General features: G+C 51.3%; 21 protein-coding genes and 2 pseudogenes. 5 read left to right on the top strand and 18 right to left on the bottom strand.

Annotation, left to right across the window (positions count from 1 at the left end):
* Positions 1-68: 68 nt before the first annotated feature.
* Together P4S53_RS06040 and P4S53_RS06035 are read left to right on the top strand one after the other, a co-directional pair.
* Positions 69-557, top strand: a complete 489-nt coding sequence (locus P4S53_RS06040; protein ID WP_337111869.1) for a DUF2938 domain-containing protein — start codon at positions 69-71, stop codon at positions 555-557.
* 659 nt (positions 558-1216) lie between these two features.
* A pseudogene (locus tag P4S53_RS06035) lies at positions 1217-1375 on the top strand (IS110 family transposase); the annotation flags it as partial.
* 124 nt (positions 1376-1499) lie between these two features.
* On the opposite strand, the gene P4S53_RS06030 reads toward P4S53_RS06035, so the two are convergent.
* From P4S53_RS06030 to P4S53_RS06010, 5 genes are all read right to left on the bottom strand, one after another.
* The gene (locus P4S53_RS06030; protein ID WP_337111867.1) at positions 1500-2303 is read right to left on the bottom strand and encodes a hypothetical protein; all 804 of its coding nucleotides are present in this window, start codon (positions 2301-2303) and stop codon (positions 1500-1502) included.
* A gap of 92 nt (positions 2304-2395) precedes the next feature.
* On the bottom strand, positions 2396-3931 hold the full coding sequence (locus tag P4S53_RS06025; RefSeq protein ID WP_337111866.1) for a hypothetical protein: 1536 nt from the start codon (positions 3929-3931) through the stop codon (positions 2396-2398).
* Positions 3932-4075: 144 nt separating this feature from the next.
* Positions 4076-4300 carry an ABC-three component system middle component 6 gene (locus P4S53_RS06020; RefSeq protein WP_337111865.1) on the bottom strand — a complete coding sequence of 75 codons (225 nt, stop codon included), beginning with the start codon at positions 4298-4300 and terminating at the stop codon, positions 4076-4078.
* Positions 4290-4841, bottom strand: coding sequence for an ABC-three component system protein (locus P4S53_RS06015; protein ID WP_337111863.1), 552 nt, complete (start codon positions 4839-4841; stop codon positions 4290-4292). The genes P4S53_RS06020 and P4S53_RS06015 overlap by 11 nt, the downstream gene beginning before the upstream one ends.
* A 43-nt stretch (positions 4842-4884) precedes the next feature.
* Entirely contained in the window at positions 4885-5124 is a 240-nt protein-coding gene (locus P4S53_RS06010; RefSeq protein ID WP_337111861.1) for a hypothetical protein, read from the bottom strand.
* Between the two features lie 328 nt (positions 5125-5452).
* Between P4S53_RS06010 and P4S53_RS06005 the strand changes: the two genes are divergently transcribed.
* A complete protein-coding gene (locus P4S53_RS06005) occupies positions 5453-5593 on the top strand; it encodes a phage integrase N-terminal SAM-like domain-containing protein (RefSeq protein WP_337111859.1) in 141 nt (46 codons plus the stop codon).
* On the opposite strand, the pseudogene P4S53_RS06000 reads toward P4S53_RS06005, so the two are convergent.
* From P4S53_RS06000 to P4S53_RS05945, 12 genes and pseudogenes are all read right to left on the bottom strand, one after another.
* Positions 5590-5775: pseudogene (locus P4S53_RS06000) on the bottom strand (integrase core domain-containing protein); the annotation flags it as partial. The gene P4S53_RS06005 and the pseudogene P4S53_RS06000 sit on opposite strands and share 4 nt — an antisense overlap.
* 680 nt (positions 5776-6455) lie before the next feature.
* On the bottom strand, positions 6456-8090 hold the full coding sequence (locus P4S53_RS05995) for a methyl-accepting chemotaxis protein (RefSeq protein ID WP_337111858.1): 1635 nt from the start codon (positions 8088-8090) through the stop codon (positions 6456-6458).
* A 23-nt stretch (positions 8091-8113) separates the two neighbouring features.
* Complete coding sequence (locus P4S53_RS05990; protein WP_337111857.1) at positions 8114-8371, bottom strand: hypothetical protein; 258 nt, start codon at positions 8369-8371, stop codon at positions 8114-8116.
* A gap of 424 nt (positions 8372-8795) precedes the next feature.
* Positions 8796-9128, bottom strand: coding sequence for a nitrite reductase small subunit NirD (gene nirD / locus P4S53_RS05985; protein ID WP_337111856.1), 333 nt, complete (start codon positions 9126-9128; stop codon positions 8796-8798).
* Positions 9125-11653: a nitrite reductase large subunit NirB gene (gene nirB / locus P4S53_RS05980; RefSeq protein ID WP_337112075.1), complete on the bottom strand. Its 2529-nt coding sequence runs from the start codon at positions 11651-11653 to the stop codon at positions 9125-9127. Before nirB ends, nirD begins: the two co-directional genes overlap by 4 nt.
* Positions 11654-11699: 46 nt before the next feature.
* Complete coding sequence (locus P4S53_RS05975) at positions 11700-12524, bottom strand: ABC transporter ATP-binding protein (protein ID WP_337111855.1); 825 nt, start codon at positions 12522-12524, stop codon at positions 11700-11702.
* 25 nt (positions 12525-12549) lie between these two features.
* Entirely contained in the window at positions 12550-13473 is a 924-nt protein-coding gene (locus tag P4S53_RS05970; RefSeq protein WP_442958642.1) for an ABC transporter permease subunit, read from the bottom strand.
* A gap of 60 nt (positions 13474-13533) precedes the next feature.
* Positions 13534-14865 (bottom strand): CmpA/NrtA family ABC transporter substrate-binding protein, encoded by a 1332-nt coding sequence (locus P4S53_RS05965; RefSeq protein WP_337112074.1) that lies wholly within the window; start codon positions 14863-14865, stop codon positions 13534-13536.
* 157 nt (positions 14866-15022) lie between these two features.
* Positions 15023-15637, bottom strand: a complete 615-nt coding sequence (locus tag P4S53_RS05960) for an ANTAR domain-containing response regulator (protein ID WP_337111853.1) — start codon at positions 15635-15637, stop codon at positions 15023-15025.
* A gap of 78 nt (positions 15638-15715) precedes the next feature.
* On the bottom strand, positions 15716-16567 hold the full coding sequence (cobA, locus tag P4S53_RS05955; protein ID WP_337111852.1) for a uroporphyrinogen-III C-methyltransferase: 852 nt from the start codon (positions 16565-16567) through the stop codon (positions 15716-15718).
* Positions 16564-19236, bottom strand: coding sequence for a nitrate reductase (locus P4S53_RS05950; protein ID WP_337111851.1), 2673 nt, complete (start codon positions 19234-19236; stop codon positions 16564-16566). The genes cobA and P4S53_RS05950 overlap by 4 nt, the downstream gene beginning before the upstream one ends.
* A gap of 273 nt (positions 19237-19509) precedes the next feature.
* Positions 19510-20430, bottom strand: a complete 921-nt coding sequence (locus P4S53_RS05945) for a DMT family transporter (RefSeq protein ID WP_337111850.1) — start codon at positions 20428-20430, stop codon at positions 19510-19512.
* A 91-nt stretch (positions 20431-20521) separates the two neighbouring features.
* Here P4S53_RS05945 and P4S53_RS05940 point away from each other — a divergent pair, with 91 nt between their 5' ends.
* Positions 20522-21421 carry a LysR substrate-binding domain-containing protein gene (locus P4S53_RS05940; protein ID WP_337111849.1) on the top strand — a complete coding sequence of 300 codons (900 nt, stop codon included), beginning with the start codon at positions 20522-20524 and terminating at the stop codon, positions 21419-21421.
* Between the two features lie 189 nt (positions 21422-21610).
* On the top strand, positions 21611-22381 hold the full coding sequence (locus tag P4S53_RS05935; RefSeq protein ID WP_337111848.1) for a vWA domain-containing protein: 771 nt from the start codon (positions 21611-21613) through the stop codon (positions 22379-22381).
* A gap of 67 nt (positions 22382-22448) precedes the next feature.
* Here P4S53_RS05935 and P4S53_RS05930 read toward each other — a convergent pair whose 3' ends face one another.
* Complete coding sequence (locus P4S53_RS05930) at positions 22449-23423, bottom strand: hypothetical protein (protein ID WP_337111847.1); 975 nt, start codon at positions 23421-23423, stop codon at positions 22449-22451.
* Positions 23424-23569: the final 146 nt, after the last annotated feature.

Raw genomic sequence — 23569 nt, 5'->3', positions numbered from 1 at the left:
CTCATTTGCTGACATTTTTATAGGTAAACACGCAACAACCTGCGATAAACAACAAGGAGAGAATCAAGATGGAACCTGATTTCATACTAAGCGCCATCGCTCTGGGTATCGGCGCCACCCTGGTCATGGACCTGTGGGCACTGTTCCTGAAAGTCTGTTTTAAGATCCCTTCTTTGAACTATGCCATGGTTGGCCGTTGGATCGGGCACTTCCCTAAAGGGCAATTCTCCCACGCCAATATTGGTAAGGCTGAACCCGTCGCAGGTGAAACTCTGCTTGGCTGGTCGGCACACTATGCGATAGGTATTTGCTTCGCCGCCGTGCTGCTGTGGGGCTGGGGACTGGAATGGGCGGCCTCTCCGACCTTACTGCCCGCGTTAATTGTGGGTGTGCTGACTGTCGTTGCACCTTTTTTCCTGATGCAACCGGGTATGGGAGCAGGCGTCGCGGCGTCAAAGACGCCACAGCCCAATACCGCCAGATTACGCAGCCTGCTGGCTCATACTTCATACGGTGTGGGGTTATATCTGACGGGAATCATATTGTCAGTTTATTGAATGCCATTTCAGGACGGGACAGACAGAGTCAGCAAAAAGCCCCCGAACCATTCGGGGGCTTCTTCAATTTGAATCAAACTGTTTCTGCGTCAGAGCTGGTTGAGATTTTACGGCAACCGAGTGACTCTGTTTGGGGCGGGATCTGTTTTAAACAGATCGGGGGGTATGCCGTGAGCTAGGGAGCACTCTCAAGCTCAAGCGTGGTGTGAAGTCGAGCCAATTCAAACCATGTGAATACGCCCCGACTGTGGGCAGGAACATTCCCAGAAGTAGTTTGATTACTTTGGCTTGGCTGAGGTACTTGGGGTGCTCCGGGCGCCAAACCTAGAATTTTTTCCGTGAATTTGTCTCTGGGATAATGGAGATTCCAAACGGATAAATCGTTTTTGGACATTTCCGAATTAAAGCCTTGATTCTTGCTGATCATATGTCGCGCTTGAGTTCGGTGCTTCTCTCATCATTGTCTGACGCGCGCCAGTTACTCTTTGCTGGCACAAACAGTAACCAGAAATGCCTTTGTTTCTCTGATGTTGGCCGGGGCGGTTGTAGGCGCTCCCGGCGCCGACAACCTAAAAATACATCCATGTATTTTTCCCCTGATCTGTGAATACATCTAAGTTTTAAAATCGATAGTAGATATTTGTTACAGGACACAATAACTGGCGAAGCTCAGCCATACGCCAAAGATCATGGCGTCGAAGTATGTGGCACCTTTCAGGACGGGTGCCAAAAACGATCTCAATGACGCCGTTGCCATTTGCACAGCTGTCATCCGTCCTTCAACGCGCTTCGTCTGGATCAAATCGGCCGATCATCGATGAAACCCGCGGGCGCAACCCCCACCGAATGCCAATCGAACAATTTGCTTAATAAGGCTGACCGGGCTTGTTCAACACCCGGATAGAAGTGTCGGCTGCGCGACACGTATCCTTATTTGTTAGGTTAATCGTATAGTTCAAATAAACCCGAGTCTTTAACAAGTATAACTGTACCCGACATATCAGTAACTTTTAGACTTACAGCATACTTGCCTCTCCCTACTTCGACAGCTGAATCCTTGATCGTTTTGTTAACAACAATAGGAAAAGACAAATCGGCAAACTCCCCACTGGTAAGAATTAGGTCTTTCTTATACTCATATCCTAAAAAGTCAACGGTAATGAGTGTTTTTAAGCTTTGATTTTTACTCAGTTTAGGGGCGTTTATGCGTGCCAATATTTGAGCTGGGTTTCCAACACGCGGTAAGTTCGGTTCAATATCCAACCCATATACATTCACTTCCAACGCTTCAGAAACCTCTTTAACTTCAATCAAGTCACTCAGTAACTGCTTATAGATTTGCACATCGGTTCGAGTTTGATTAACGTCATCTTTTACTATTTTAAGATCGTTATTGATGCTCAACTTGAAGTTTTCAATTGTCTTCGTAAGTTCCGCTTCGATTGCTGGTATTCTTTGGGTTTTGAGATCTTCAGCAATCTGAACGACATCAATTTTTTTTGCTAAATCTTCAGTGATTTTTTGGGAAGTATCCAAGACCGCAGCATCAATTTTCTCAGTGGCATTCTTAGTGATTTTCTCAATTTTACTTTCAGAGTTTGTAATCAAATTATCCAGATATGAGAACGAAGTTGAAAATGCAAACGCACCACCGCCTAATGTAATTGTCCAGATTATGCCAATCAACCAAACGGACTTATTAAACATACTATCAATGCGTTCCATATCACCTTTTTCTTTTGTCACGTATATTTACCTTAAAAATCAATTAAAACCTAACGCTTCAAACACCGGCCCAGATTTGCTGCGTCCGAGTGATTTGACTTGTTAGTTTTTGTTTAAACACAAAAGAATTTTTCATCCTCATCTAGAGACAAGATTATATTTTGGGATATCTTCTTATAAGTTTCTTCTGATATTTTATCTGATAGCATTGACAAAATCTGTTGACCCGGAATCTTGTTTGCTTCTTTTAAAATATCTTCAATCTGTTTTTTGTCAATATCCTCAATGCTGTCATGGAAAACAAAATTTGGTCGATTCAGCTTTAACTCATTAATGGCATGTATATATGCAAAATCAAAAGCAATAACTTCGGCTTTTTTCTTCCCGCCCTCAGGATTAGTTGCTGAGTTATTAATTTCTATACTGCAAGTACCACCATCCTTATCGAAATCTAAGTCTATGCTGTATTCTTCATCGTGAAGACTTTTGGTAAGAGACCTTAAATGTGTATTGAATTTTTTCTCAAACTCATAAACATTGTCAATCTCTTTGGAAATAGCCTCAAGAATCTTTTGCAATTGAGCTTCTGCTTCAGTTTGATCTGATTTTGCTTTGGACTGCTGCTCCATTAGACCTTCTAACTTTCCAAGCTCAACTTTAAGCTCACCAAGTCGTTTCAGGTTTTTAGTAACATTGTCTAAGCTTTCCTTAGACCTCATATCAGAAAAAACTTGTAACTTATCTTTCCTTATTGAACTGAGCTCTGCCTGAAGACATTCAGACTCCTCATTCAATTTAGGTAAATCAACCTTAAGAAAGTGCTTCTTTTTCTCAACGAGATTTCTATGGAACAAAATAACATCTTCAAGTTCTCGTAAGGCTCCATCAATTGCTACACCAGAGAAACTATATATAGCTTTAAGCTCGTTGATCAAATAACCATCATTGTCTTTATATAATAGTTCGATAGTATGATTGATGTTGTCTACTTTTCGCTTTATAGATAGAAGTTCTTCGGTATATCGGTCTTCTTTTACTTGTAATTCTGAAAGTCTTTCTATTGGGTTTGAATATTCTGATGAATATTCGAATGTTAAAAGGTTGTTCTCTAGCTCTTTAGCATCTTCCTTATATTTCTTGATCTCACTTTTGGGCTTTTGCTCTTTCACTAGGGCATTAATCGATGTGGAATTCCTTTTTCGCCTGTTAACCAGATTCGTTGCATCTCTTTTCTCCGTAAGTAGAGACGTATTATTGAAACCGAAAAGGTATAAAAAAAGTTCGCTATAATCTTTTGGGCCTTGTCGTTTATCGAGAAACTTAGTCGTATTCAACATTCTATGACTGTCATTTCTAATGAATTTCGGCGCTACAGCTCGAACAGAAGGTCTTCTAGTAGATATATTAAATATTTTTTCCTGAATAAATGACTCATATCCCTTTTCTTCAACAATTTCACCATTTATCCAGAATTTAGATTCGGATTCGTCATCAATACATAAATTGCGAGAAATTTGATTTATTTTGTTTGAGTAGTCAAAGAAACTGAGAGAAGCAGTTACAAAGTTGTTCTTAAAGAGTGCTTCTATTTCAAGATTTGGCTTTTTGAACTCTTCATCAATGTAGATATTGTCTATGCTTCCTAGCATTAGAAAATCAACCACTCTTGATAATGTTGATTTCCCGACGCTGTTACCTGTACGACCTGAATTTGGCTTGTTTATGATGAGGTTCAGCCAGACTCGAATTTAACAAATCTTATTACTTCTTTATTTATTTGTATTTCAAGGCTATCAAGCTTCATTTATAAAAACCTCTGTTCCGTTAAACCCAATGGCCTTAATTGAAAATAACCAATCTAATGATAGTATGATGTGATCAATCGATACTTTTAGCTCTAAAGAGCAATCAGTGAGTATCGCATCTAAGGACGGATTTTCCTCTGCCACTTTCTTTAGAATTTTTGCCCCTATGCTTACAACATTTATTTCTGGGTCACAACCACTTCTAGGAATCATACGTTGGATTCTCCATGATTATGCACTCAATAAAAGCATGAGCGACAACAACATTCACTCCCAATTCAACATGCTCTTTGTAAGTAGGAGTGTTTTTGGATTCAAATACAATATTTTTTAATCTTTGAATGATAAAGTCCAAAATGAACTCTGAATTTTCTCTGACTTTAGCTATGTCTATATCGCAAATTAGATAGTCAATTTCAACAGCGTCTAAAGCAAGATAATATAAATCGTTTAAATTTTGAAGGATTGTATCTTTCCCAAAAGTTATCAATGAGTCAATCTCGGAATAGGCTTCTTCTACTTTTGAAGAATGATCTAAGTATTGCTTTATGATATGGCTTTTAGATTTAAGATTATTGTGTTCTATCTTTACAATGGTTTCAGAAGATGGGCGTCTTCTGTTTTTCTTAAACGTAAATGGCTTATTAGCTAATGACTTTAGCAATTCATTTATAGCTGAGCTGATCTCATATTCGGGTGAATCCCCGATTATGATATTTCCAGCATTACGTTCAACTTTAACTGTTTTATTCACAAGGGATTTCCCCCTTCATTTCTTATGGTCAAGGTTGAGTCCCTTACATGTCTATTTTCATGCCGCCGGAATTGTTCTTTGTATATACATTCTTCTGGCCGTTTTGCATAACACTATCCTGACTATTATCTACTGTTGAATTGTTTGTTATTTCACCAATTTTTATTTTCAACTGTTTATTTTTCTTTGATGTAATCACAGCAAACAACGTACTTCCTACAGTACATACCCAAGCCAGCGTGACCCCAATGTCTGATTTTACAAATTCAATGAAAGTATCCATTTCTATCCTTGATGATAAATGATGATGTTGATGACAAAACTAACATTTATTAGCGTGCATGCTCGTTAGACCAGTGAAAACCCGCACAGTTAACTATCTGTATGTTAAGAACTTATCAGCTTTCTGCCAAATCCACCATCTGGAAAAATGCGCATGCGTGTTTTCCAAACCTATTATCTCAATTCGTAAATACATAAGCGATTGATAACAATGAATTATGTGAATTAGTACGTGTACAAACGCGCAAAATTTTTTCACTATTTTCCTTGATATCCGGCAATCTTAAATAATACTGTATAAAAACACAGCATTTTGAGTGGGGGTTATCATGAGTGTAAAAAGCCCATTTCTAAGCGGTCTTCAAGAAGAAATGCGTATGCGTGGTTACAGTATCAGAACGGAAAAAACCTATCTGTATTGGATCAAGGCATTCATTAACTTTCACGACAAGTGTCCACTTCCCCTTTAGCGAGACAATTCAAAACTAGAGGTTTCCAGTTGCCTCCGGTATTCAGCCGAAGGAATATGACCTAAGCTTTCGTGGGTGCGCTCTTCGTTGTAATCGCACTTCCATATCCAAGCCATATCCCGAATCTGCTCGAGTGACTCAAACAAATCGGCATTCCATAATTCGCGGAGAAATGACGGATTTTTGCATTCACAGCATCAAAAGGAATCACTCCCCCAGGGAAAAATTCATGGACGAATTTTTAGGTTGTCGGCGCCGGGAGCGCCTACAACCGACCCGGACAACACTAAAGAACAACAAGGCATTTCTGGGTACTCTTTTTGCCTCAAAAGAGTACCTGGCGCGCATCCGGAAATGGTGAGATTGCCACTAAACGTAAGCGCGACATACCCGAAAAATCCTCAGAATTACCCCAAACCACGCTATCGCCAAAGCGCTCTATCAAGACCCCTAAACATCCCGTTTCCAAGATGAGAACACGGTTTCTGAGTTGCTGTATTGAATCAACCACAGTGTGATTTCAGGCAACAAATCAGTACAACGGCTTTGTTTTGCAATGTCTTCACCGCAGACGAACGACCTGAAAGTACGCTCGTCTGGGTTAACTCAAGCTGAAAGGTTTGCCCGCTTTGCCGGGCCACAAAAAAATGCCCGGACAAGCACTGCACTGTCCTTCTAACCAACAATGGGGCAAAGCCTGTCTCACATTCCCTCCCCCAATACATGACTTGCTTGAACCTTTCAGGTTGTCGCCTGGCACGGCGTTCAAAAAAGACGTAGATTTCTATTTTAATATCATCATGTTATGTCGTCATTCCCTCGAAGGCGGAAATCCATACGACTCAGCAACCAAAGCTGGCAGCTAAGCCAGCTTAAAGCGGTTGATCATCGTCATCAGATCAGCAGAGACATGGATCAGTTCATCGCTCGCCTGTGCCATTTGATTGGACTCAGTCGCCACTGACAAGGACATGTCTTTGAGGCTGACCACATTGCAGTTGATGTCGTTCAGGGTTAGGGTCTGCTGCTCGGTTGCGGTGGCGACATGCTGGTTCATCGCCTGGATCGTCTGCACTTCAGCGTTAATATTATTGAGTGCGACGCCGGCTTCTGCTGATATTTTCGAGGCATTAGTGGCTTTTTCTGTCCCTGTTGCCATCACTTTCACCGCATTTTCTGCGCCGTGCTGCAACTGCTCGACAATTTTCTGGATCTCCAGCGTCGATTCCTGTGTGCGCTGCGACAGCGTCCGGACTTCGTCGGCAACCACGGCAAAACCGCGTCCTGCTTCGCCGGCACGGGCGGCTTCAATCGCGGCGTTCAGGGCCAGCAGGTTGGTTTGCTCAGCAATCCCGCGAATGACTTCCAGTACGGTATCCACGTTGCGGCTGTTGGTCGCCAGTTGTTCGACCACCTGACTGGCCTGCGCAATGTTGTCGGCCAGCTGATTCGCTTCTTCGACATTTCTGTCCACAATCAGCTTTCCGCTTTTGGTCCCTTTGGCCGCCGACAAGCTGGCATCGTTGGCTTCCACAGTCCGGCGGCTGACTTCCTCTACCGTCGCCAGCATCTCGTTCATGGCAGTTGCCAGTTGCTCAACATCATTTTGCTGCTGGTTCAGGTTATGGTCGACGGTATGGATCGACGATGAAACCTGATTCGCCGCAGCAGCGACCTGAGTTCCGGATGTATTGATCTGCTGCAAAATAGACTGGATCGAGGCGACAAATTGATTGAAATATCGCGACAGATCCACCAATTCCCGCGCGCCCTCTTCCTGGAGGCGCTGGGTTAAATCCCCTTCACCGCGGGACAGCGCTTTCATCGCATCGACGGTTTGTTTCAGTGGCTTGGTAATCGAGCGGATCATCAGCGCAATCAGAACAGACAGGACGACCAGCATGATACCGACATTCGTCAGGGAGATAATTTCCGCTTTTCGTACATCCGCCTGCAGCGCCTGCATATTCATGCCACTGCCGATCAGCCATTGCCACGGGCCGAATTCCAGCACATAGCTGGTTTTCGGCTCAGACGCACTGGTACTCTGACCACTGTGCCAGGCATAGTCGACAAAACCACCGCCGTTTCTGGCTTCGACATACAGCTGGCGCACAAACCGGAAGCCTTCCGCATCTTCCAGATCCATCGTATTGGTACCAATCAGAGACGCGACACCCGCCAGTTGAATCCCGTTTCGATCGTTCACAAAAATATAGTTACCCTGATCAAACCGCATGGCTGCAATGGCCGCAATGGCGTCAGACTTCGCCTGAGATTCGCTCAGAGCGCCGGTCTGACTGAGCCCGTGATAATACTCAATCACGCTGACGGCACTCTCGACCAGATTCACTACCCCGCGCTCATAATTTTCCCGCATAAATTCACGCGATTTGCTGGCATTCACAAAGGTATTCACCACTAAGCCCACAGTAAACAAAGCCAGCAGCATCCATATTCGTGCAGCAATACTTAATCCAGAAAACCAGCTTTTCATTCTGTATTCTCCTTTGCCCGTACTCACTGATTTTCCTGTGGCGCTGCCAGTCTCTGCTCTTCCGGCCAGAGAGGATGCTGCCCCTGCAGTTCGCGCATGGTGTCCTGATTCACTGCCAGCGCCTCACCGCTATGCGCAACGAAATGGTTCACGGCCTCTTCAAATGTGGCCAGTAAAATATGCGACTGGGCTTGCTGTTGCGCCATCGTTTCTTGGTCTTGCTCGTTATTCGTGGCTTGTTGCATGTGCTTATCCCTGGCCTTCTGAAATACCTGATTCATACGGTTTCCTTATTGTCATGAGGTTCAAAGCAATCAATACCAACACTGTGCAGCCTACAGCCTGAATACATCCGCAATGATCGACCGCCATTTCCCGCCCGCGTATTCAGAGACACATTCCAACCTATATTTTGAGAGTCTCCCTGTATGAATAGATGAGCATACAGTTATTGAGAAAGCCGCTGTTCTGAAATTTGATAACGCTCAAAATTCACACAAAATGTCTCTGTTGGCAGGCAATTAGGCTGGTATTTCCCAGAATGAGGTATTTTTACTAACGTCAATTTTTCGACAACGTAAGTCATTGAATGAAAAAGCCAGCCATGAGGATCCCCCTGGCTGGCTCGTGCCGCGTCACACCATGATGCGCGGCTTTTTTTATTTTTTGAGTGAGATACAGTGTGTCGTTGTTAACCGGGTACTGTTATGCGGTTGTGTTGACCCACACCTCCCCTTTCTCTACCTTCACTGGCCAGACAGGCACAGTGACGTCGGGCTGCTCCAGGCACTGACCGGTTTGCAGGCTGAAATGCTGTTTATACAGCGGCGAGGCCACACACACTTCCCCTTTGATGTCTCCCACGATGCCTCTGGCCATCACAAATGCCTGACCGATAGGGTCCCAGTTATCCAGGGCAAATACCGCCGGCTCTTGGGTTGGCAGATAAAAAAGGGCCAGTTGTCGCCCACCCACAATTGCGCCCATTCCTGAATTGGCGATCAGGGCATCCAGATCGCAGACTCGATTCCAGCTCATGCGCCCTCCTGTTCTGTATGCTTCTCTGACTCGGCCTTCGGATCGACCATCCGGACCGGAATACGCTGGCCGCGTTCACGCCGGTAATCCGGTGTCGCAGCGGCGTCACCTTCATTGACAAAACGGCGGAAGCGGGCCAGTTTTTCCGGCGTTGACAAGGTGGTTTTCCACTCACACTGATAGGTATCCACCACATGATTCATTTGTGCTTCCAGCTCGGCGTTGAGGCCCAGACTGTCGTCGACAACCACGCTGCGCAGGTAGTCCAGACCGCCTTCCAGATTTTGCAGCCACACGGAAGTACGCTGCAGCTTATCGGCCGTGCGGACATAAAACATCAGCACTCGGTCGATCATGGTCACCAGCTCATCGGTCGACAGATCCGACACCAGCAGATCCGCATGGCGCGGGCGCATCCCGCCGTTGCCGCAGACATACAGGTTCCAGCCATTTTCTGTCGCAATCACACCGATGTCTTTACTCTGGGCTTCGGCACATTCCCGGGTACAACCGGACACGGCAAACTTGAGCTTGTGCGGTGAGCGAAGCCCCTTATAACGGTTCTCCAGCATAATGGCCAGGCCCATGGAATCGTCCACGCCATAGCGGCACCAGGTGGAGCCGACACAGGATTTGACGGTTCTCAAGGACTTGCCGTAGGCATGACCGGTTTCGAATCCGGCGTCAATCAGCGCCTGCCAGATATCCGGCAACTGCTCCAGCTGAGCACCAAACAGATCGACACGCTGGCCACCGGTGATCTTGGTGTACAGGTCATATTTTTTGGCAACTTCCCCTAACACAATCAGTTTTTCCGGGGTGATCTCGCCAGCCGGTATCCGGGGCACCACAGAATAACTGCCGTCTTTTTGCATGTTTGCCAGGAAGGCATCATTGGTGTCCTGTAGCGGCTGATGCTTGGCATCCAGCACATGCTCATTCCACAGGGAGGCAAAAATCGAGGCGGCAGCGGGTTTGCAGACATCACAGCCCATCCCCTGACCATGGCGGGCAATCAGCTCGTCAAAACTGCGGATTTGCTCGACCCGAGCCAGATGAAACAGCTCCTGACGGGTATAAGCGAAGTGCTCGCAGATGTGGTGATTGACTTCCATGCCCAGCGCAGCCAGTTCTTCATCGAGAACAGATTTCACCATGGTGCTGCAGCCGCCACAGCCTGTACCGGCCTTGGTGCAGCTTTTCAATTCAGACAGATCGTGTGTGCCGGCCTGAACCGCGGCAGCAATATCACCGCGTGTTACATTGTGGCAGGAACAAATGATCGCGCTGGCGTCTTTGCTGCCCTGCAACGAGGAGCAGTCAAACAGCAACTCGGCCGGATGCGCAGGCAGCGGCATGCCATTGAGGTAGCATTGCAGCAGGGCATCATAGTCCTGATTATCACCAATCAGGATCGCCCCCAGCAGTTTGTCGCCGGTGTCATTCACCACCAGCTTCTTGTACACACCGGCGCGCATGTCCTGCAGCACCATCTCCTGACAACCTTCGCCCTGGCCCAGCGAGTTGCCGATGGCAGACACATCGACGCCCATGAGTTTCAGCTTGGTGCTCATGTCCGCCCCGCTGAACCGGCTGTCAACGCCGAGAATCTGATCGGCCGTAATGCGCGCCATGCTGTAACCCGGCGCCACCAGCCCGAAAATTCGCTGCTGCCACAGCGCACATTCACCGATGGCGTAAATATCCGGGTCGCTGGTCTGGCAGGCATCGTTGATCACAATGCCGCCGCGCTCGCCGATCTCCAGACCACACTGGCGCGCCAGCGTATCCTGCGGCCGGATACCGGCAGAAAAAACGATCACATCCACTTCCAGCGGTTCATGATCGCTGAAGTTCATTCTGTGATACGCGGTTTCACCATCGGTGATCGCCGTGGTGGCACGCTGGGTGTGAACCTGCACACCCAACTCAGACACTTTACTTTTCAGCAGCGCACTGCCTGCATCATCAATCTGTACCGGCATCAGCCGGGGCGCAAATTCCACCACATGGGTTTCCAGGCCCAGCAAGCGCAAAGCGTTTGCCGCTTCCAGCCCGAGCAGGCCACCGCCCACCACGGCACCGGTTCTGGCACCGGCACAGGCGGTTTTGATCGACGACAAATCATCCAGGGTCCGGTAGACAAAACAGTTGTCCCGATCGCTGCCCTGCACGGGCGGCACAAACGGGAATGAACCGGTTGCCAGCACCAGCTTGTCATAGGCCAGTTGGGTATCGCTGGTCAGTGTCACTCTTTGCTTGTCGCGGTCAATCGCCACCACCTGCTCACCGAGCAGCAGCTCAATGCCATTGTCCTGATACCATTGCTCACTGCTGAGCAGCAGATCCTGATGTTCGCTGCCGGAAAACAGCGATGACAGATGCACCCTGTCGTAGGCGACAAAGCGCTCTTCCCCCAGCACAATGATCTGATAGCGCTGATGGGCGTTCTTCGCCACCAGCTGTTCAATCAGGTGATGGCCGACCATGCCGTTGCCCACCACCAGTAATTTTTCTCTTTGCATCAACATAATACTCTCCTGCACATTCGCGATGTCCTGCTGCACCCGATCAGGCCACCTTCTTGTTGCTTTTCTTGTCCGGGATCGGCGCCACTTTGCGTTGTTTCTCGTAGAGGAAACGCAGCACGCTTTGCCGCAGGCGCTGGTAAACCGGATCATCGGCCAGCGCGACCCTGTCCCTTGGCCGCGGCAAATCGATATCCAGTACCTCGCCAATCGTCGCCGCCGGGCCGTTACTCATCATCACGATGCGATCTGACAGCAGCACGGCTTCGTCAACGTCATGGGTGATCATGATGACGGTGTTATTGAGCTCGGCCTGAATCGCCATCAGGGCATCCTGCAGATGCGCACGCGTCAGGGCATCCAGCGCGCCGAAGGGCTCGTCCATCAGCAGAACCTTGGGCTGCATGGCCAGCGCTCTGGCAATGCCGACCCGTTGTTTCATCCCGCCGGAGATCTCATCCGGCCGCTTGTCGTGAGCGTGATCCATCTGCACCAGTTGCAGGTAGTGCATCACCTCATCGCGAATCGCCGCCGAGGCTTTGCCTTTACCAACCTGTTTCACCGCCAATTCAACGTTCTGGTACACCGTCAGCCAGGGCAGCAAGGCATGGTTCTGAAACACCACCGCCCGCTCAGGGCCCGGCCCGTCAATTTCACGGCCTTCCAGGATCACCCCGCCGTCCGTGGCATCCAGCAAGCCCGCCACCAGATTGAGCACAGTGGATTTACCGCAACCAGAGTGACCAATCAGAGATATGAACTCTCCTTTATTGATGGTGAAGTTGACGTCTTTCAGCGCTACAAACTCGCCGCCTGGTGTCGGAAACCGCATTCCCAGATAACTGAGCAATAAATATTCGCGTGACATGGTTCTCTCCTTGTCTTCAGCTGGCTCAGCGCAGGCTCAGCTGTTTATTCCATGAAAAATGTCGTTGCAGACTGAGCATGCCGCGGTCGAGCAGCAGACCAATCAAGCCGATGGTCACCACGGCCACCATGATTCTGCCCAGCGATGCTGAGCTGCCGTTTTGAAACTCATCCCAGACGAACTTGCCCAGCCCCGGGTTTTGCGCCAGCATTTCAGCGGCGATCAACACCATCCATGCCACCCCCAGCGACAAGCGCAGACCGGTGAAAATCATGGGCACGGCAGACGGCAGCACTATGGTTCTGACATGCTGCCAGCGCGACAGCTTGAGTACCCGGCTGACGTTGAGCAGATCGTTATCGACCGCGGTGACGCCCACAGCCGTATTGATCAAGGTCGGCCACAGGCTGCACATCGCAACGGTAAACAGCGAATTGAGAAAAGACTTGGACACCAGTGGATCGTCGCTGACATAGAGCGCACTCACCACCATAGTGACGATGGGCAACCAGGCCAGCGGTGACACCGGTTTTAACAGCTGAATCACAGGGTTAAAGGCTGCGTACAGACTCTTGTTCAGCCCCAGCACGATTCCGGCCGGAATGGCTAAGGCAGAAGCCAGCAAGAAACCGGCGGCCACAGTCAGCAAGCTGGTGCCAATCTGATCAAAGAACGTCGGTTTGCCTGTGTACTCCCGGGTTTTCACCTCCGCTTGCGGATTTTGCGCCAGCTTGGCGGCATTGCGCTGTTGCTGACGCTCGTAGAACGCGGCTTCGCGGCTGCGTTCACGCTGATGTTCGTCCACCAGACCGGTGAATTGCTGCCAGGTTTGCGCCGGGCCGGGTAAGGTGCCCAGCGAGGTATTGACCTGACTGGCCGCCAGATGCCAGATCACCAGAAAAACCAGCAGTCCCAGCGCAGGCAAAGCCAGTGCGCGGCTGAAATGCATCACGTGGGCAGGTTTTGGGATCGCCGGTAATGTGAGAATCGATGCCATGAGCGGTACTCCTTAAAGTGTGTCGTCGCCTTTCAGACCAATCGCGAACTTGTTGAGGTAGGCATTGGGCTGTTGGCCATCAAAAGTGATCTGATCAATAAAACCTTGCTGCGGCGGACGGAAACCGTCTTCTTTGTCACAGTCAGGAAAATCGGCCGCAGTCAGCTTGCCTTCTTCGATTAAGGCTTCAGCGGCCTGACGGTAGATGTCCGGCCGGTAGACTTGTCTGGCGATCGACATATACCAGTCATCGGATTTCGCCTCCGGGATCTGCCCCCAGCGGCGCATCTGGGTCAGGGTCCAGACGGCATCGCTGTAATACGGATAGGTGGCGTGGTAGCGGAAGAACACATTGAAATCCGGCGCCGGGCGGATATCGCCTTTCTCATATTCAAAGGTGCCCGTCATGCTGTTGGCAATCACCCTGGCATCTGCCCCCACATACTGGCTGCGGGCAAGTAAGGCCACCGCTTCCTGCCGGTTGGCATTGTTTTTTTCGTCCAGCCAGTGCGCGGCGCGGATCAGGGCTTTCACCACACGAATATGGGTATTGGGATAGGCATCAGCCCAGGCTTTGCTGACCCCGAACACTTTCTCCGGGTTATTCCGCCAGATGTCGTAATCGGTAATCACAGGCACGCCGATGCCTTTGGATACGGCCTGCTGATTCCAGGGTTCGCCGACGCTGTACCCCTGAATGGTCGCAGCCTCCAGCGTCGCCGGCATTTGCGGCGGCGGGGTAACGCTCAGCAATACATCCGCCTGACGCTGGCCGCTGTTGTCGCCGTGCGCCGGGTCGTAATATCCCGGATGGATTCCCCCGGCGGCTAGCCAGTAACGCAGCTCATAGTTGTGTGTGGAGACGGGAAACACCATGCCCATGTTGAACGGCTTGCCTTGCGCCTGATATGAGGCAATCACAGGCTTGAGCACGCTGGCACTGATTGGGTGCCGGGGTTTGCCGTCGTCCGTTTTCGCCAGGTTCGGCTTGATCGCGTCCCAAACGTTATTGGCCACCGTGATGGCATTGCCGTTGAGATCCATGCTGAACGCCGTGATCACTTCGGCTTTAGTACCTATGCCGATGGTGGCGCCAATCGGCTGCCCGGCCAGCATGTGGGCGCCGTCCAGTTCGCCGTCAATCACCCGGTCCAGCAGCACTTTCCAGTTCGCCTGGGCTTCCAGTGACACGTACAGGCCTTCGTCTTCAAAAAAGAAGTTTTCATACGCCACGGCCAGCGGGGCCATATCGGTCAGCTTGATAAAGCCGAACTTCAGCTCATCTTTTTCCGGCGGGCCTATCTGGGCCTGTGCCGGCAGCGATATCAGGCTGGCACTGGCCATGCCGGCTATCATCCATCGATTGATCGATTCCATATCCAAACCTCTTCCATAGATAAAAAATAAAACGTGAAAAACAAAAAACGCCGCCCTCCCCGGAAGGAGCAGCGACGTTGCTGTCTTGATCAATTTTTCAGTAGCGCGTGATGTGAGCGCCGAATCACATACGGTTCAGGCTCAGCAGCAGGTTTTTCGCAATCTGGCCCAAACTCTGGCTGTTGTGCATGGCGGCCTCACGCAGCAGGCGATAAGCCTGTGCCTCATCCAGCCCCTGATGCTTCATCAGCAGTCCTTTGGCCTGTTCCACCAGCCGCCTGTCCTCAAGACGGCGATTCAGCGTCGCCAGCGCATTTTCCATCTGACGTTGGTTGTCCCTGACCTGGCATGCCCTTTCGACCCAGACACTCAGCGCCGTTGCTGAGTCCGCCGGTAAAAGCACATAGCCGTTTGGTGCGGGGAGCCGGTCAATATCCTGATGCTCAAGCTGCCGGAGCAGGACCACCAGCGACCACCGTTGGCCGTCCGCATGGTCTACCAGCATTCTCAGCTCGGCATCGGCTCTGGCCCAGCTGATCACCAGTGCACTGTCCTGCGTCTGTGCCGTCAGTGCCGCAAGCTGGCTGAAACGACAACCGATCACATTGTCATATCTGGCTGCCAGTTCGCCGGTCAGCTTTGCCTGTTCCCGGGTGCAGTCGCTGCAAACCAGTATCTGACGGGTGTCTTTATGGTCAGTGGCGACTTGCTTTCGATCTGACTTTTCTGGCTTTGCCATTGGTCTGTCTTCCCTGTACACAATGGTTCAACACGCATTCATCCATAAAGAAGCAAGCCATCAGCCACTTAGTCAAAATCAGCCGTAAAATACCTCTTTAGAGTTAGTCTCGGTGACATCATTGCAGTTAAGTGCTTGATTCAGGGTGGCACGCAGTGCAACCACATCGCCGATGATGAGTAATGCCGGTGACTGTCCTTTTAATTCCTGCCCCAGTTTGGTGAGCTTGCCCAATGACGACACATGGACTTTCTCCTCCGGCGTGCAGCCTTTCACCACCACAGCCAGCGGGGTGTCTTTACTCAGGCCGCCCAGGGTCAGGCCGCTCTGGATCTCTCTGGCCTGCTCAAGCCCCATATAAAAGACAATGGTCTGCCCCGAGCCAATCAGTTGCGCCCAGGCAGGTAACGCACCGGACACCACATGGCCGGTGACCAGGGTGACGGAACGGGACAGTTCTCTGTGCGTCAGCGGTATCGAGGTGGATGCCGCGCAGCCAATGGCCGCGGTAATGCCGGGCACGAAATCAAACGGGATCGCCGCTGCCGCCAGCGCCAGTCCTTCTTCCCCGCCACGGCCGAAGATCAGCGGGTCACCGCCTTTCAGGCGCACCACATAGCGGCCCTGTCTGGCCTGCTCGATCAGGACCTGGTTAATGGCTTCCTGCTTCATACTGGGCTGACCGCAGCGTTTCCCCACATAGATACGCTCAGCATCCGGGTTCGCCATCGCCAGAATCGCGTCACTGACCAGGCGGTCATACACCAGCACTTCGGCCTGCTCAATTGCCTTGAGGGCTTTTAAGGTCAGCAGTTCAGGATCGCCTGGTCCTGCGCCCACCAGACTGACGGAAGGACGACGCGGCATTGACTGAATCCGGGTCACGGTTGCTGTGCTGTGTGTCGATGTCATTGGTTTTGCTGTACTCATCCCTGTTCTCCTTCCGTCACTACTTCTTCCGTGTTCACTTGCGTCTGTCTGAGCAGCGCCTTCACTTCACCCAGGCAAGACCCGCAGTTTGAACCGCATTTGAGTTGCGCCTGCAATCCCGCCAAGCTGGTCAGTCCATTGCGCTCAATGGCTTGGACAATCTGTCTGTCCGTGACCCTGAAGCAGCTGCACACCAGTTTTGACGGTGCCTGTCCCTGCATCGCCAGTGCCAGAAAAGCACTGACTGAAAATGCCTTGTCAAACAATGCGGTATAGGGCTGGGGATCAGCGCGAAGTGGCTGCTCGCTCACCAGACACATGGCGGTTAACCGGCTGTCGGCTGTCATCAGTGCCGTCCAGCCGCCGGTGGCTGTACTGTCAATCACCAATGCCTGCGGTGTGATGCCGTACAGGTGGGATTTAGACAGCGGCGCGCGGCAGGCAAAGCGCCAGAGATGGACCTTGTCTCCGGTCTGGAAACTGAGGAAATCGGTCTCAAACGGCGGTGGCTGCATGCCCATCCAGATCCCGTAGCTGGCCGCCCGGGCCGGTGACAGCGTCACAGCAGCCGATTTGAACGCGGGCTGGCCCGATACAGGATCCACCTCAGGCGCTACCATCTGATTGACCCGGCTGGCAAAGCCAAATGCCCCGGCCCAGTGCATCGACATATAGAGCTGGTTTGACGACAGGCCATCATCAAACGCCAGCTTGGCCAGCATACTGTTGCCGTCATAACCCAGTGACACCAGCTGCCCGTCACTGAGCTGATATTGTCTGGCCGCCAGCGGATGGATATAAACCGTCGGCTCGGTTTCACTTTCGGCCAGTCTGGCAATATGCCCGGTGCGCGTCATGGTGTGCCATTGATCGCGCTGGCGTCCGGTATTGAGCCACCAGACGCCGGGCCGGGCCGCCTGTTCGCGATGACGAACCGTGATCAGATTGGCGCGGCCGCTGGCGGTCGGGAACAGCCCGTCGCTGAACAGGTGTGACTCCCTGCCCAGCGGCCAGCGTTGCGGCTGCCAGTGGGCATAGTCGGCATCTGTCATTGACGCTAACGAAGAAATATCAAACAGATAGGGTGAATCCCGGTTAATTCGGCTCAGGGCAGCGTGTTCGCGATATACGTCCGCCACAGTGGTGAAATCAAACCCGCTGAACCCCATTTTCTTCGCCACTTCACAGATCGCCCACCAGTCTGCTTTGGCCTCGCCGGGAGGAGACAAAAACGCCCGCTGACGGGAGATCATCCGTTCAGAGTTGGTCACCATGCCGTCTTTCTCGCCCCAGCCGGCCGCCGGCAGCAACACATCGGCAAATGCCGCCGTATCTGCCTCCGGCGAGATATCCGACACGACCACACACTCACAACGCGACAAGGCTTCTGCCACTTTGCAACTGTCAGGCAAAGACACCACAGGGTTGGTCGCGATGATCCAGACAAACTTGATCTTGCCCTGGTGAATCGCCTCAAACAGCTCGACCGCTTTGAGACCGGGTTGCGTGGCCATCTTCGGCGCCTGCCAGAAATCGCCGACCGCTGAAACGGATTGCGGATCAAAGCCTCTGTGAACCGCCAGCTGGTTTGCCAGCCCGCCAACTTCGCGACCACCCATGGCGTTGGGCTGCCCGGTCAGCGAAAATGGCCCGGCCCCCGGCTTACCGATTCGTCCGGTAGCCAGGTGAGCGTTCATGATCGCGTTGGCTTTATCTGTGCCGTTGGTCGACTGGTTAATCCCCTGACAAAACAGGGTCAGGGTGTTCGGGGAGTCTTTGAACATCGCATAAAAAGCATGGAGCTGCTCCCGGCTCAGCCCCAGCGATTCCGCGCAGCGAGCCAGACGGTATAGGTCGCGGCTGATTTCCGCTTTCAGTGAGTCAAAGCCCTCACAGTGCCTCGCGATAAACTCGTCATTCAACGCATGGTGATCGGACAGATAACGCAGCAGGCCGTTGAACAACAACACATCGCCGTCGTTCGCAATCGGCAGATGAAGATCGGCCTGCGCCGCCGTTGTCGTCCGTCTGGGGTCAATCACAACCAGACGCAGCTCCGGGTTCGCTTCACGGGCCTGCTGAATACGGCGAAACAGCACCGGGTGCGTCCAGGCGGTATTGGCACCGACGATGACGATGAGTTCCGCTTGTGCAATATCGTCATAATGAACCGGGACCAGATCTTCACCGAACGCCCGGTTATGCGCCGCGACCGCCGAGGACATACAGAGCCGTGAGTTGGTATCGATATTGGCCGTACCGATGAAGCCTTTCATCAGCTTGTTGGCGACATAATAATCTTCTGTCAGCAACTGGCCGGAGACATACATGGCCACACTGTCCGGGCCGTATTTGGCCACAGTCTCTTTCAACTTCTGTGCGATAGCGTCGGTGGCAGCAGACCAGCTGACCTCCTTGTTCCCCAGGCGCGGATACAGCAGACGATTGGGGATGTTCAGGCTTTCTTTCAGCGCGGATCCTTTCACGCAAAGTGCCCCGTGATTGGCCGGGTGAGAGACATCACCGACGATTTCAGGCTGCTTGGCCAGGCTGCCGGACTGAAATTTACCTTTCACCGCCACACCACAGCCGACACCACAATAGGGACAGGCTGACTTCACGGCTTCACCTTGCTTACATGCTGCAACCTGACCGGCTGTGTTGCTCATATTCTTCTCCTTCGCGTCCCGCTTAGCGGCGGTTTCAGGCATAAAAAAAGCCACGTCCCCGGGAGAGGACGTGGCTGCAATGCCTAAAACCAAAGTATCAAGTGTTGAATGTCGTGTACCCTAGTTGTTCTGCATCTTGTGTGCCAGTATTTACCAAACAGTTAAAATCCTTTTATTTCAGTGCATTACAGAGAGCAACAGTGACAGCGGATGCCTTGGAGCCAATGAAGACAGCCAAACTTAGTGCACCGCTGCACCGAGTTGGGGATCGTCTTAGCCGAGCCGCGCCTGTCGCTGCCTGAACCACACCGGGCCGAACGTGTTCAGCAGGGTCGCCAGAGCAATCAGGCTGACCCCCACGACTTTGTTCCATGCCAAAGTCTGCTCAAAGAAGCTGATCTGCCAGATGAACGCAAACAGCAGGTTGGTCAGAATCAACGGTGCCAGACTGGAACCGGATTCCACCAGACGGTAGGCTTTAACCCGAAAGACCTGGGTATTGATGATGCAAACGGCCAGCAACAGCAGTGAGGGTAACAGCAGTGACTGCAGATCGGTTATCTGCTGCCAGCTGGCTGCCAGCATGTCCGTGCTGTGGGTAAAGAGGACCAGAGGCAGCAACATCAGGCTGGCAAGCGTAAAGCACCAGGCATTGAGACCAAACGCCGACATGCTGCCTTTACTCACCCGGTACAGACTGACCTGAGATCCGGCATTGAACACCCCTGCCGCTACCCCGACGATCAGCTCCGGCCGCAGGGAAAAACCGCCGGCATTACCCGCCATCAGCACCACCCCTAAAAAGGTGATCGTCAGATTCATGACCGTCATCGGCGGAATCCGGGTCTGAAATAACAGTTTTTCTAACACAGGAATGAACAGCGGCCCGGTACTGAACAGCACCACAGTTTCCACCAGGCTCAAGTGGCTCAGTGAAAACAGAAAACACAGTTGCGCGGCGGCGACACAAAAGGCCCGGACTCCCAGTGACTGCCAGAGCTTTTTACTGTCAGGTACGGCCCACTTCGTCAGGGACATCAGCCACATCAGTAACACGGCCGGCAATGAAAATCGGAGGAAACTGAGCATTTCGACGCTGATCTGCTCACTGAGCAGTTTGGACACCAAGCCGTTCACCGACAAACTGAAGGTGGAGGCCAACATGAAAAAAAGGGGGCGTAAATCTGTGGTCATTCAGTACTCCTTAGCTGGTGAGGAGTCTAACGGGGTTACAAATGATAAAAAAGCGAATAATATTAACCAAAACTGTTAGAAAAACTTACAGATGAGAAAGCTCGTTCCTCTGAAATCACTTTATGCATTTGTGGCTGTTGCTGAGACAGGCAGCATGACTGACGCCGCAGAAGTCCTGCATGTCAGTCATTCGGCTGTCAGTCAGGCAATCAAGTCGCTGGAAAGCCAGCTGGGCCTGCCTTTGTTCCAGCGCGTCGGCCGCCGGGTGGAGCTGAACCGAAATGGCCGCAAATATTACCGGCAGGTGGCCCCGGCGCTCGAACAGATCGTGTCAGCCGGTGAAGCCTTACAGCAGCAGAACCCGCACCGGCTGACACTGAACATGGTGAACTCGCTGGCCCTGCACTGGTGGATTCCCAGAGTACCGGATTTTCAGGCGATAGCGCCTCAGATTGATATTCGTATTTCAACCCTGACCCATGTGTTTGATCTCGACAAAGAAGGGGTCGACGTCGCTTTGATCCACGGTCGTTCGGATGACTGGCAAGGCTATCATTGCGAAAAGCTCGGTGACGACCAGTTGATTCTGGTTTGTGCGCCGTCACTCATTGACACGGACAGGTCCCTCTCCGCAGAGGCTTTATTATCTGCCCATCACCCCATTTTTGTCACCAACCCAAGACGTGAGAACGACTGGCAAACCTGGTGCCAGGCCAATCAGCTGCCGGTGCCGGCGCAGCGCCACAACCTTTGTTTTACTGCGTCCATCCAGGCGGTACAGGCCACGCTGAGAGGATTGGGTATTCTGGTCACCCATCGCCTGTTTGTCAGGGATGAAATCCGGCAGGGACTGCTGACGGAGATCGGCCCGTCGGTCCGCAATCCCTATCAGTCCTACTATTTTGTCTGCCAGAAAGAGAAGCTTGTTCAGGAAAGTGTCCTGACGCTGCGGGCCTGGCTGCATCATGAATTCCGACTGGCCAGTGCATAACCGGTGGATTTACATTGCTGTCTGTTGCATGAAATACGCCGAAAATCTGCAGATCAGCTTGTCAGGTTTCTTTACATACGATGCAATCCGATAGTGAAATAATAAAGCAAAAACAACAATTTAAAATCATGGCATCAAAGTTGCTCCTATCTCTGTGACCGATTGAGTAGTACGTGAGGAGTAGTCGTTATGTTGTTTTCCATGAAAAAAGCGTTCATTCCGGTTGCTTTGGCAGCCACACTGGGCACCAGTCTGCCAGCCAATGCAGACGTGCTTGAACTGGCATTGCTGATTGACGGCTCAGGCAGTATCGGAGCCACTGACTTCGCCAACCAAATCAGTGCTTACACCAATATTCTGAGTGCATCAGGTTTCTACAACAGTTTTATTGACCCAAGCCCCTATGATGAGGTGTACCTCAGTGCCTGGACTTTCTCAGACACAGCCAGCCAGATCGTCGGGTGGACATTACTTGACAGCGATTCAGCAGCGTCCAGTTTTGCGAGTATCCTGTCTGGCGCTTCGTACGCTGGTGGATCAACCAATACACAAGATGCGATTGAAGATGCGATGGCGGCCTTCTCTCTCGGGATGCAGGACTATAAGTTCGTGATTGATATTTCAACCGATGGTGTTCCTACCTCAGACAACAGCCCGGGCGATCCGGATGATAATGCACTCGCCGCAGCCAATGCCGCACGCGATGCAGGCGCGACCATTAACGCGATTGGTGTCGGCGGCGTTGACCAGACATTCCTTGAAGCGTTAGTGGGCATTAACCCCGCAGACACACCGCTGGGTTTCTATCTGGAAGCCAGCAACTTTGGCCAGGACTTTGAAGATACCCTGGTGCAAAAATTTGGCCGGGAAATCACCAATGTCCCTGAACCTGCCTCTGTCGCCTTCCTGGGGCTTGGTGTGCTGGGTTTGGGTATGATGCGACGCCGCCAGCGTAAATAAAAAGTCTGCTCAGCACGACTCATTTACAAGCCGCTCGTGAGAGCGGCTTGTGCATATAAAATCACCGTTATTCTTCTTCCTCTAACTGCAAGTAATCGGAAAACAGAAAATTGCCTAACAGCATGGACTGATTTTCAGCGCCATCGAAATAGTCCAGATAAAAACGCACCAGCAAATATCCGGGCGAATTCTCCTGGCCGAGTTCTAAAATATTGAGGGGGATTTCCAGCGCTTTGTCCTGCTTCGACTGAAGGACGACAGGCTCGGCCAGGGTCACCGTCTCATCACGCTCCGGTCCCAGGCTCATCCCCTGTGCAGGAACCGTAAGCCTTGGCGGAACCTTCTCGCCGGGATACCCGGTCTGGGCCGGGGCCGTGACGACAAATACCCGCTCACTGCGCACCGTATTGAGGGTGGCCTCTCTTGCTCCGCTGTTGGTAAAGCTGAAACGCAGCGTAGGCTGCAACCCGGCATTCACCTCATCTTCGATATAGGCCACGGGTTGTGGCAACTCACTCAAAGGGAGATTAGATAACTTTCCTTGCTCATCGTACCGATAGTAATGCGGCACACCGTCATCATGTGTATAAATATCCAGCCGTGACAGCAAGCTGCCTTTAGCATCCGGATCGCGTTTGATATGGTAGATATACAGCGCATTCTGGCGCGCATTCGCCTGCAGCAGCCCTTCCACCTTTAACTGCGAAGGGGAGGCAAACTGCTTCATCTGATCCGTGTGCTGAAGATAACCGGGATCTCCGCATAACAACCAGGGCGGCATGATGGCTGACCAGCGCTGGCACTCACCAGGCATAGGATCTTGTTCAGTTGCCGCGTCTCGCTCAGCAATCAGGGCGTTATACTCTTTCTGACTCATGATGATCAGCTCAGGCAAAAGGAACACCGACTTGTCACCCGAAAACGGCGCCAGTGTAATCCCGGAGAGATGCAGCTCAGCCGGGCGGGTATGATAGGTGTAGAAATTGAGTACCACAGCCCCCAGGATCATGGCGAGCAACAGCGGCAGGATAAACCTTAACAACAGATTTTTTTGGTCATGGCGGCAACTCAGCAATCAGCACCAGGAGATTGTGCTAAGTATAGCCCTCATGCGGGTACTATCCTTTGCCGTTCTCGTCGTTATGCTCGCTGAACCAGTGCTGCAGCCGATTCAACGCAATAAATAAC

The organism is Photobacterium sp. Hal280, assembly GCF_037162255.1.
Classification (GTDB): domain Bacteria; phylum Pseudomonadota; class Gammaproteobacteria; order Enterobacterales; family Vibrionaceae; genus Photobacterium.
The sequence above is the reverse complement of the archived record's forward strand: the minus strand, read 5'-3'. Positions and strand labels throughout refer to the sequence as shown.

Coding starts and splice junctions, on each gene's coding strand:
- P4S53_RS06040 (WP_337111869.1), top strand. CDS start 69: ATGGAACCTGATTTCATACTAAGCGCCATCGCTCTGGGTATCGGCGCC.
- P4S53_RS06025 (WP_337111866.1), bottom strand. CDS start 3,931: ATGCTAGGAAGCATAGACAATATCTACATTGATGAAGAGTTCAAAAAG.
- P4S53_RS06020 (WP_337111865.1), bottom strand. CDS start 4,300: ATGATTCCTAGAAGTGGTTGTGACCCAGAAATAAATGTTGTAAGCATA.
- P4S53_RS06010 (WP_337111861.1), bottom strand. CDS start 5,124: ATGGATACTTTCATTGAATTTGTAAAATCAGACATTGGGGTCACGCTG.
- P4S53_RS06005 (WP_337111859.1), top strand. CDS start 5,453: ATGAGTGTAAAAAGCCCATTTCTAAGCGGTCTTCAAGAAGAAATGCGT.
- P4S53_RS05995 (WP_337111858.1), bottom strand. CDS start 8,090: ATGAAAAGCTGGTTTTCTGGATTAAGTATTGCTGCACGAATATGGATG.
- P4S53_RS05990 (WP_337111857.1), bottom strand. CDS start 8,371: ATGAATCAGGTATTTCAGAAGGCCAGGGATAAGCACATGCAACAAGCC.
- nirD (WP_337111856.1), bottom strand. CDS start 9,128: ATGAGCTGGAATCGAGTCTGCGATCTGGATGCCCTGATCGCCAATTCA.
- nirB (WP_337112075.1), bottom strand. CDS start 11,653: ATGCAAAGAGAAAAATTACTGGTGGTGGGCAACGGCATGGTCGGCCAT.
- P4S53_RS05975 (WP_337111855.1), bottom strand. CDS start 12,524: ATGTCACGCGAATATTTATTGCTCAGTTATCTGGGAATGCGGTTTCCG.
- P4S53_RS05970 (WP_442958642.1), bottom strand. CDS start 13,473: ATGCATTTCAGCCGCGCACTGGCTTTGCCTGCGCTGGGACTGCTGGTT.
- P4S53_RS05965 (WP_337112074.1), bottom strand. CDS start 14,865: ATGGCCAGTGCCAGCCTGATATCGCTGCCGGCACAGGCCCAGATAGGC.
- P4S53_RS05960 (WP_337111853.1), bottom strand. CDS start 15,637: ATGGCAAAGCCAGAAAAGTCAGATCGAAAGCAAGTCGCCACTGACCAT.
- cobA (WP_337111852.1), bottom strand. CDS start 16,567: ATGAGTACAGCAAAACCAATGACATCGACACACAGCACAGCAACCGTG.
- P4S53_RS05950 (WP_337111851.1), bottom strand. CDS start 19,236: ATGAGCAACACAGCCGGTCAGGTTGCAGCATGTAAGCAAGGTGAAGCC.
- P4S53_RS05945 (WP_337111850.1), bottom strand. CDS start 20,430: ATGACCACAGATTTACGCCCCCTTTTTTTCATGTTGGCCTCCACCTTC.
- P4S53_RS05940 (WP_337111849.1), top strand. CDS start 20,522: ATGAGAAAGCTCGTTCCTCTGAAATCACTTTATGCATTTGTGGCTGTT.
- P4S53_RS05935 (WP_337111848.1), top strand. CDS start 21,611: ATGTTGTTTTCCATGAAAAAAGCGTTCATTCCGGTTGCTTTGGCAGCC.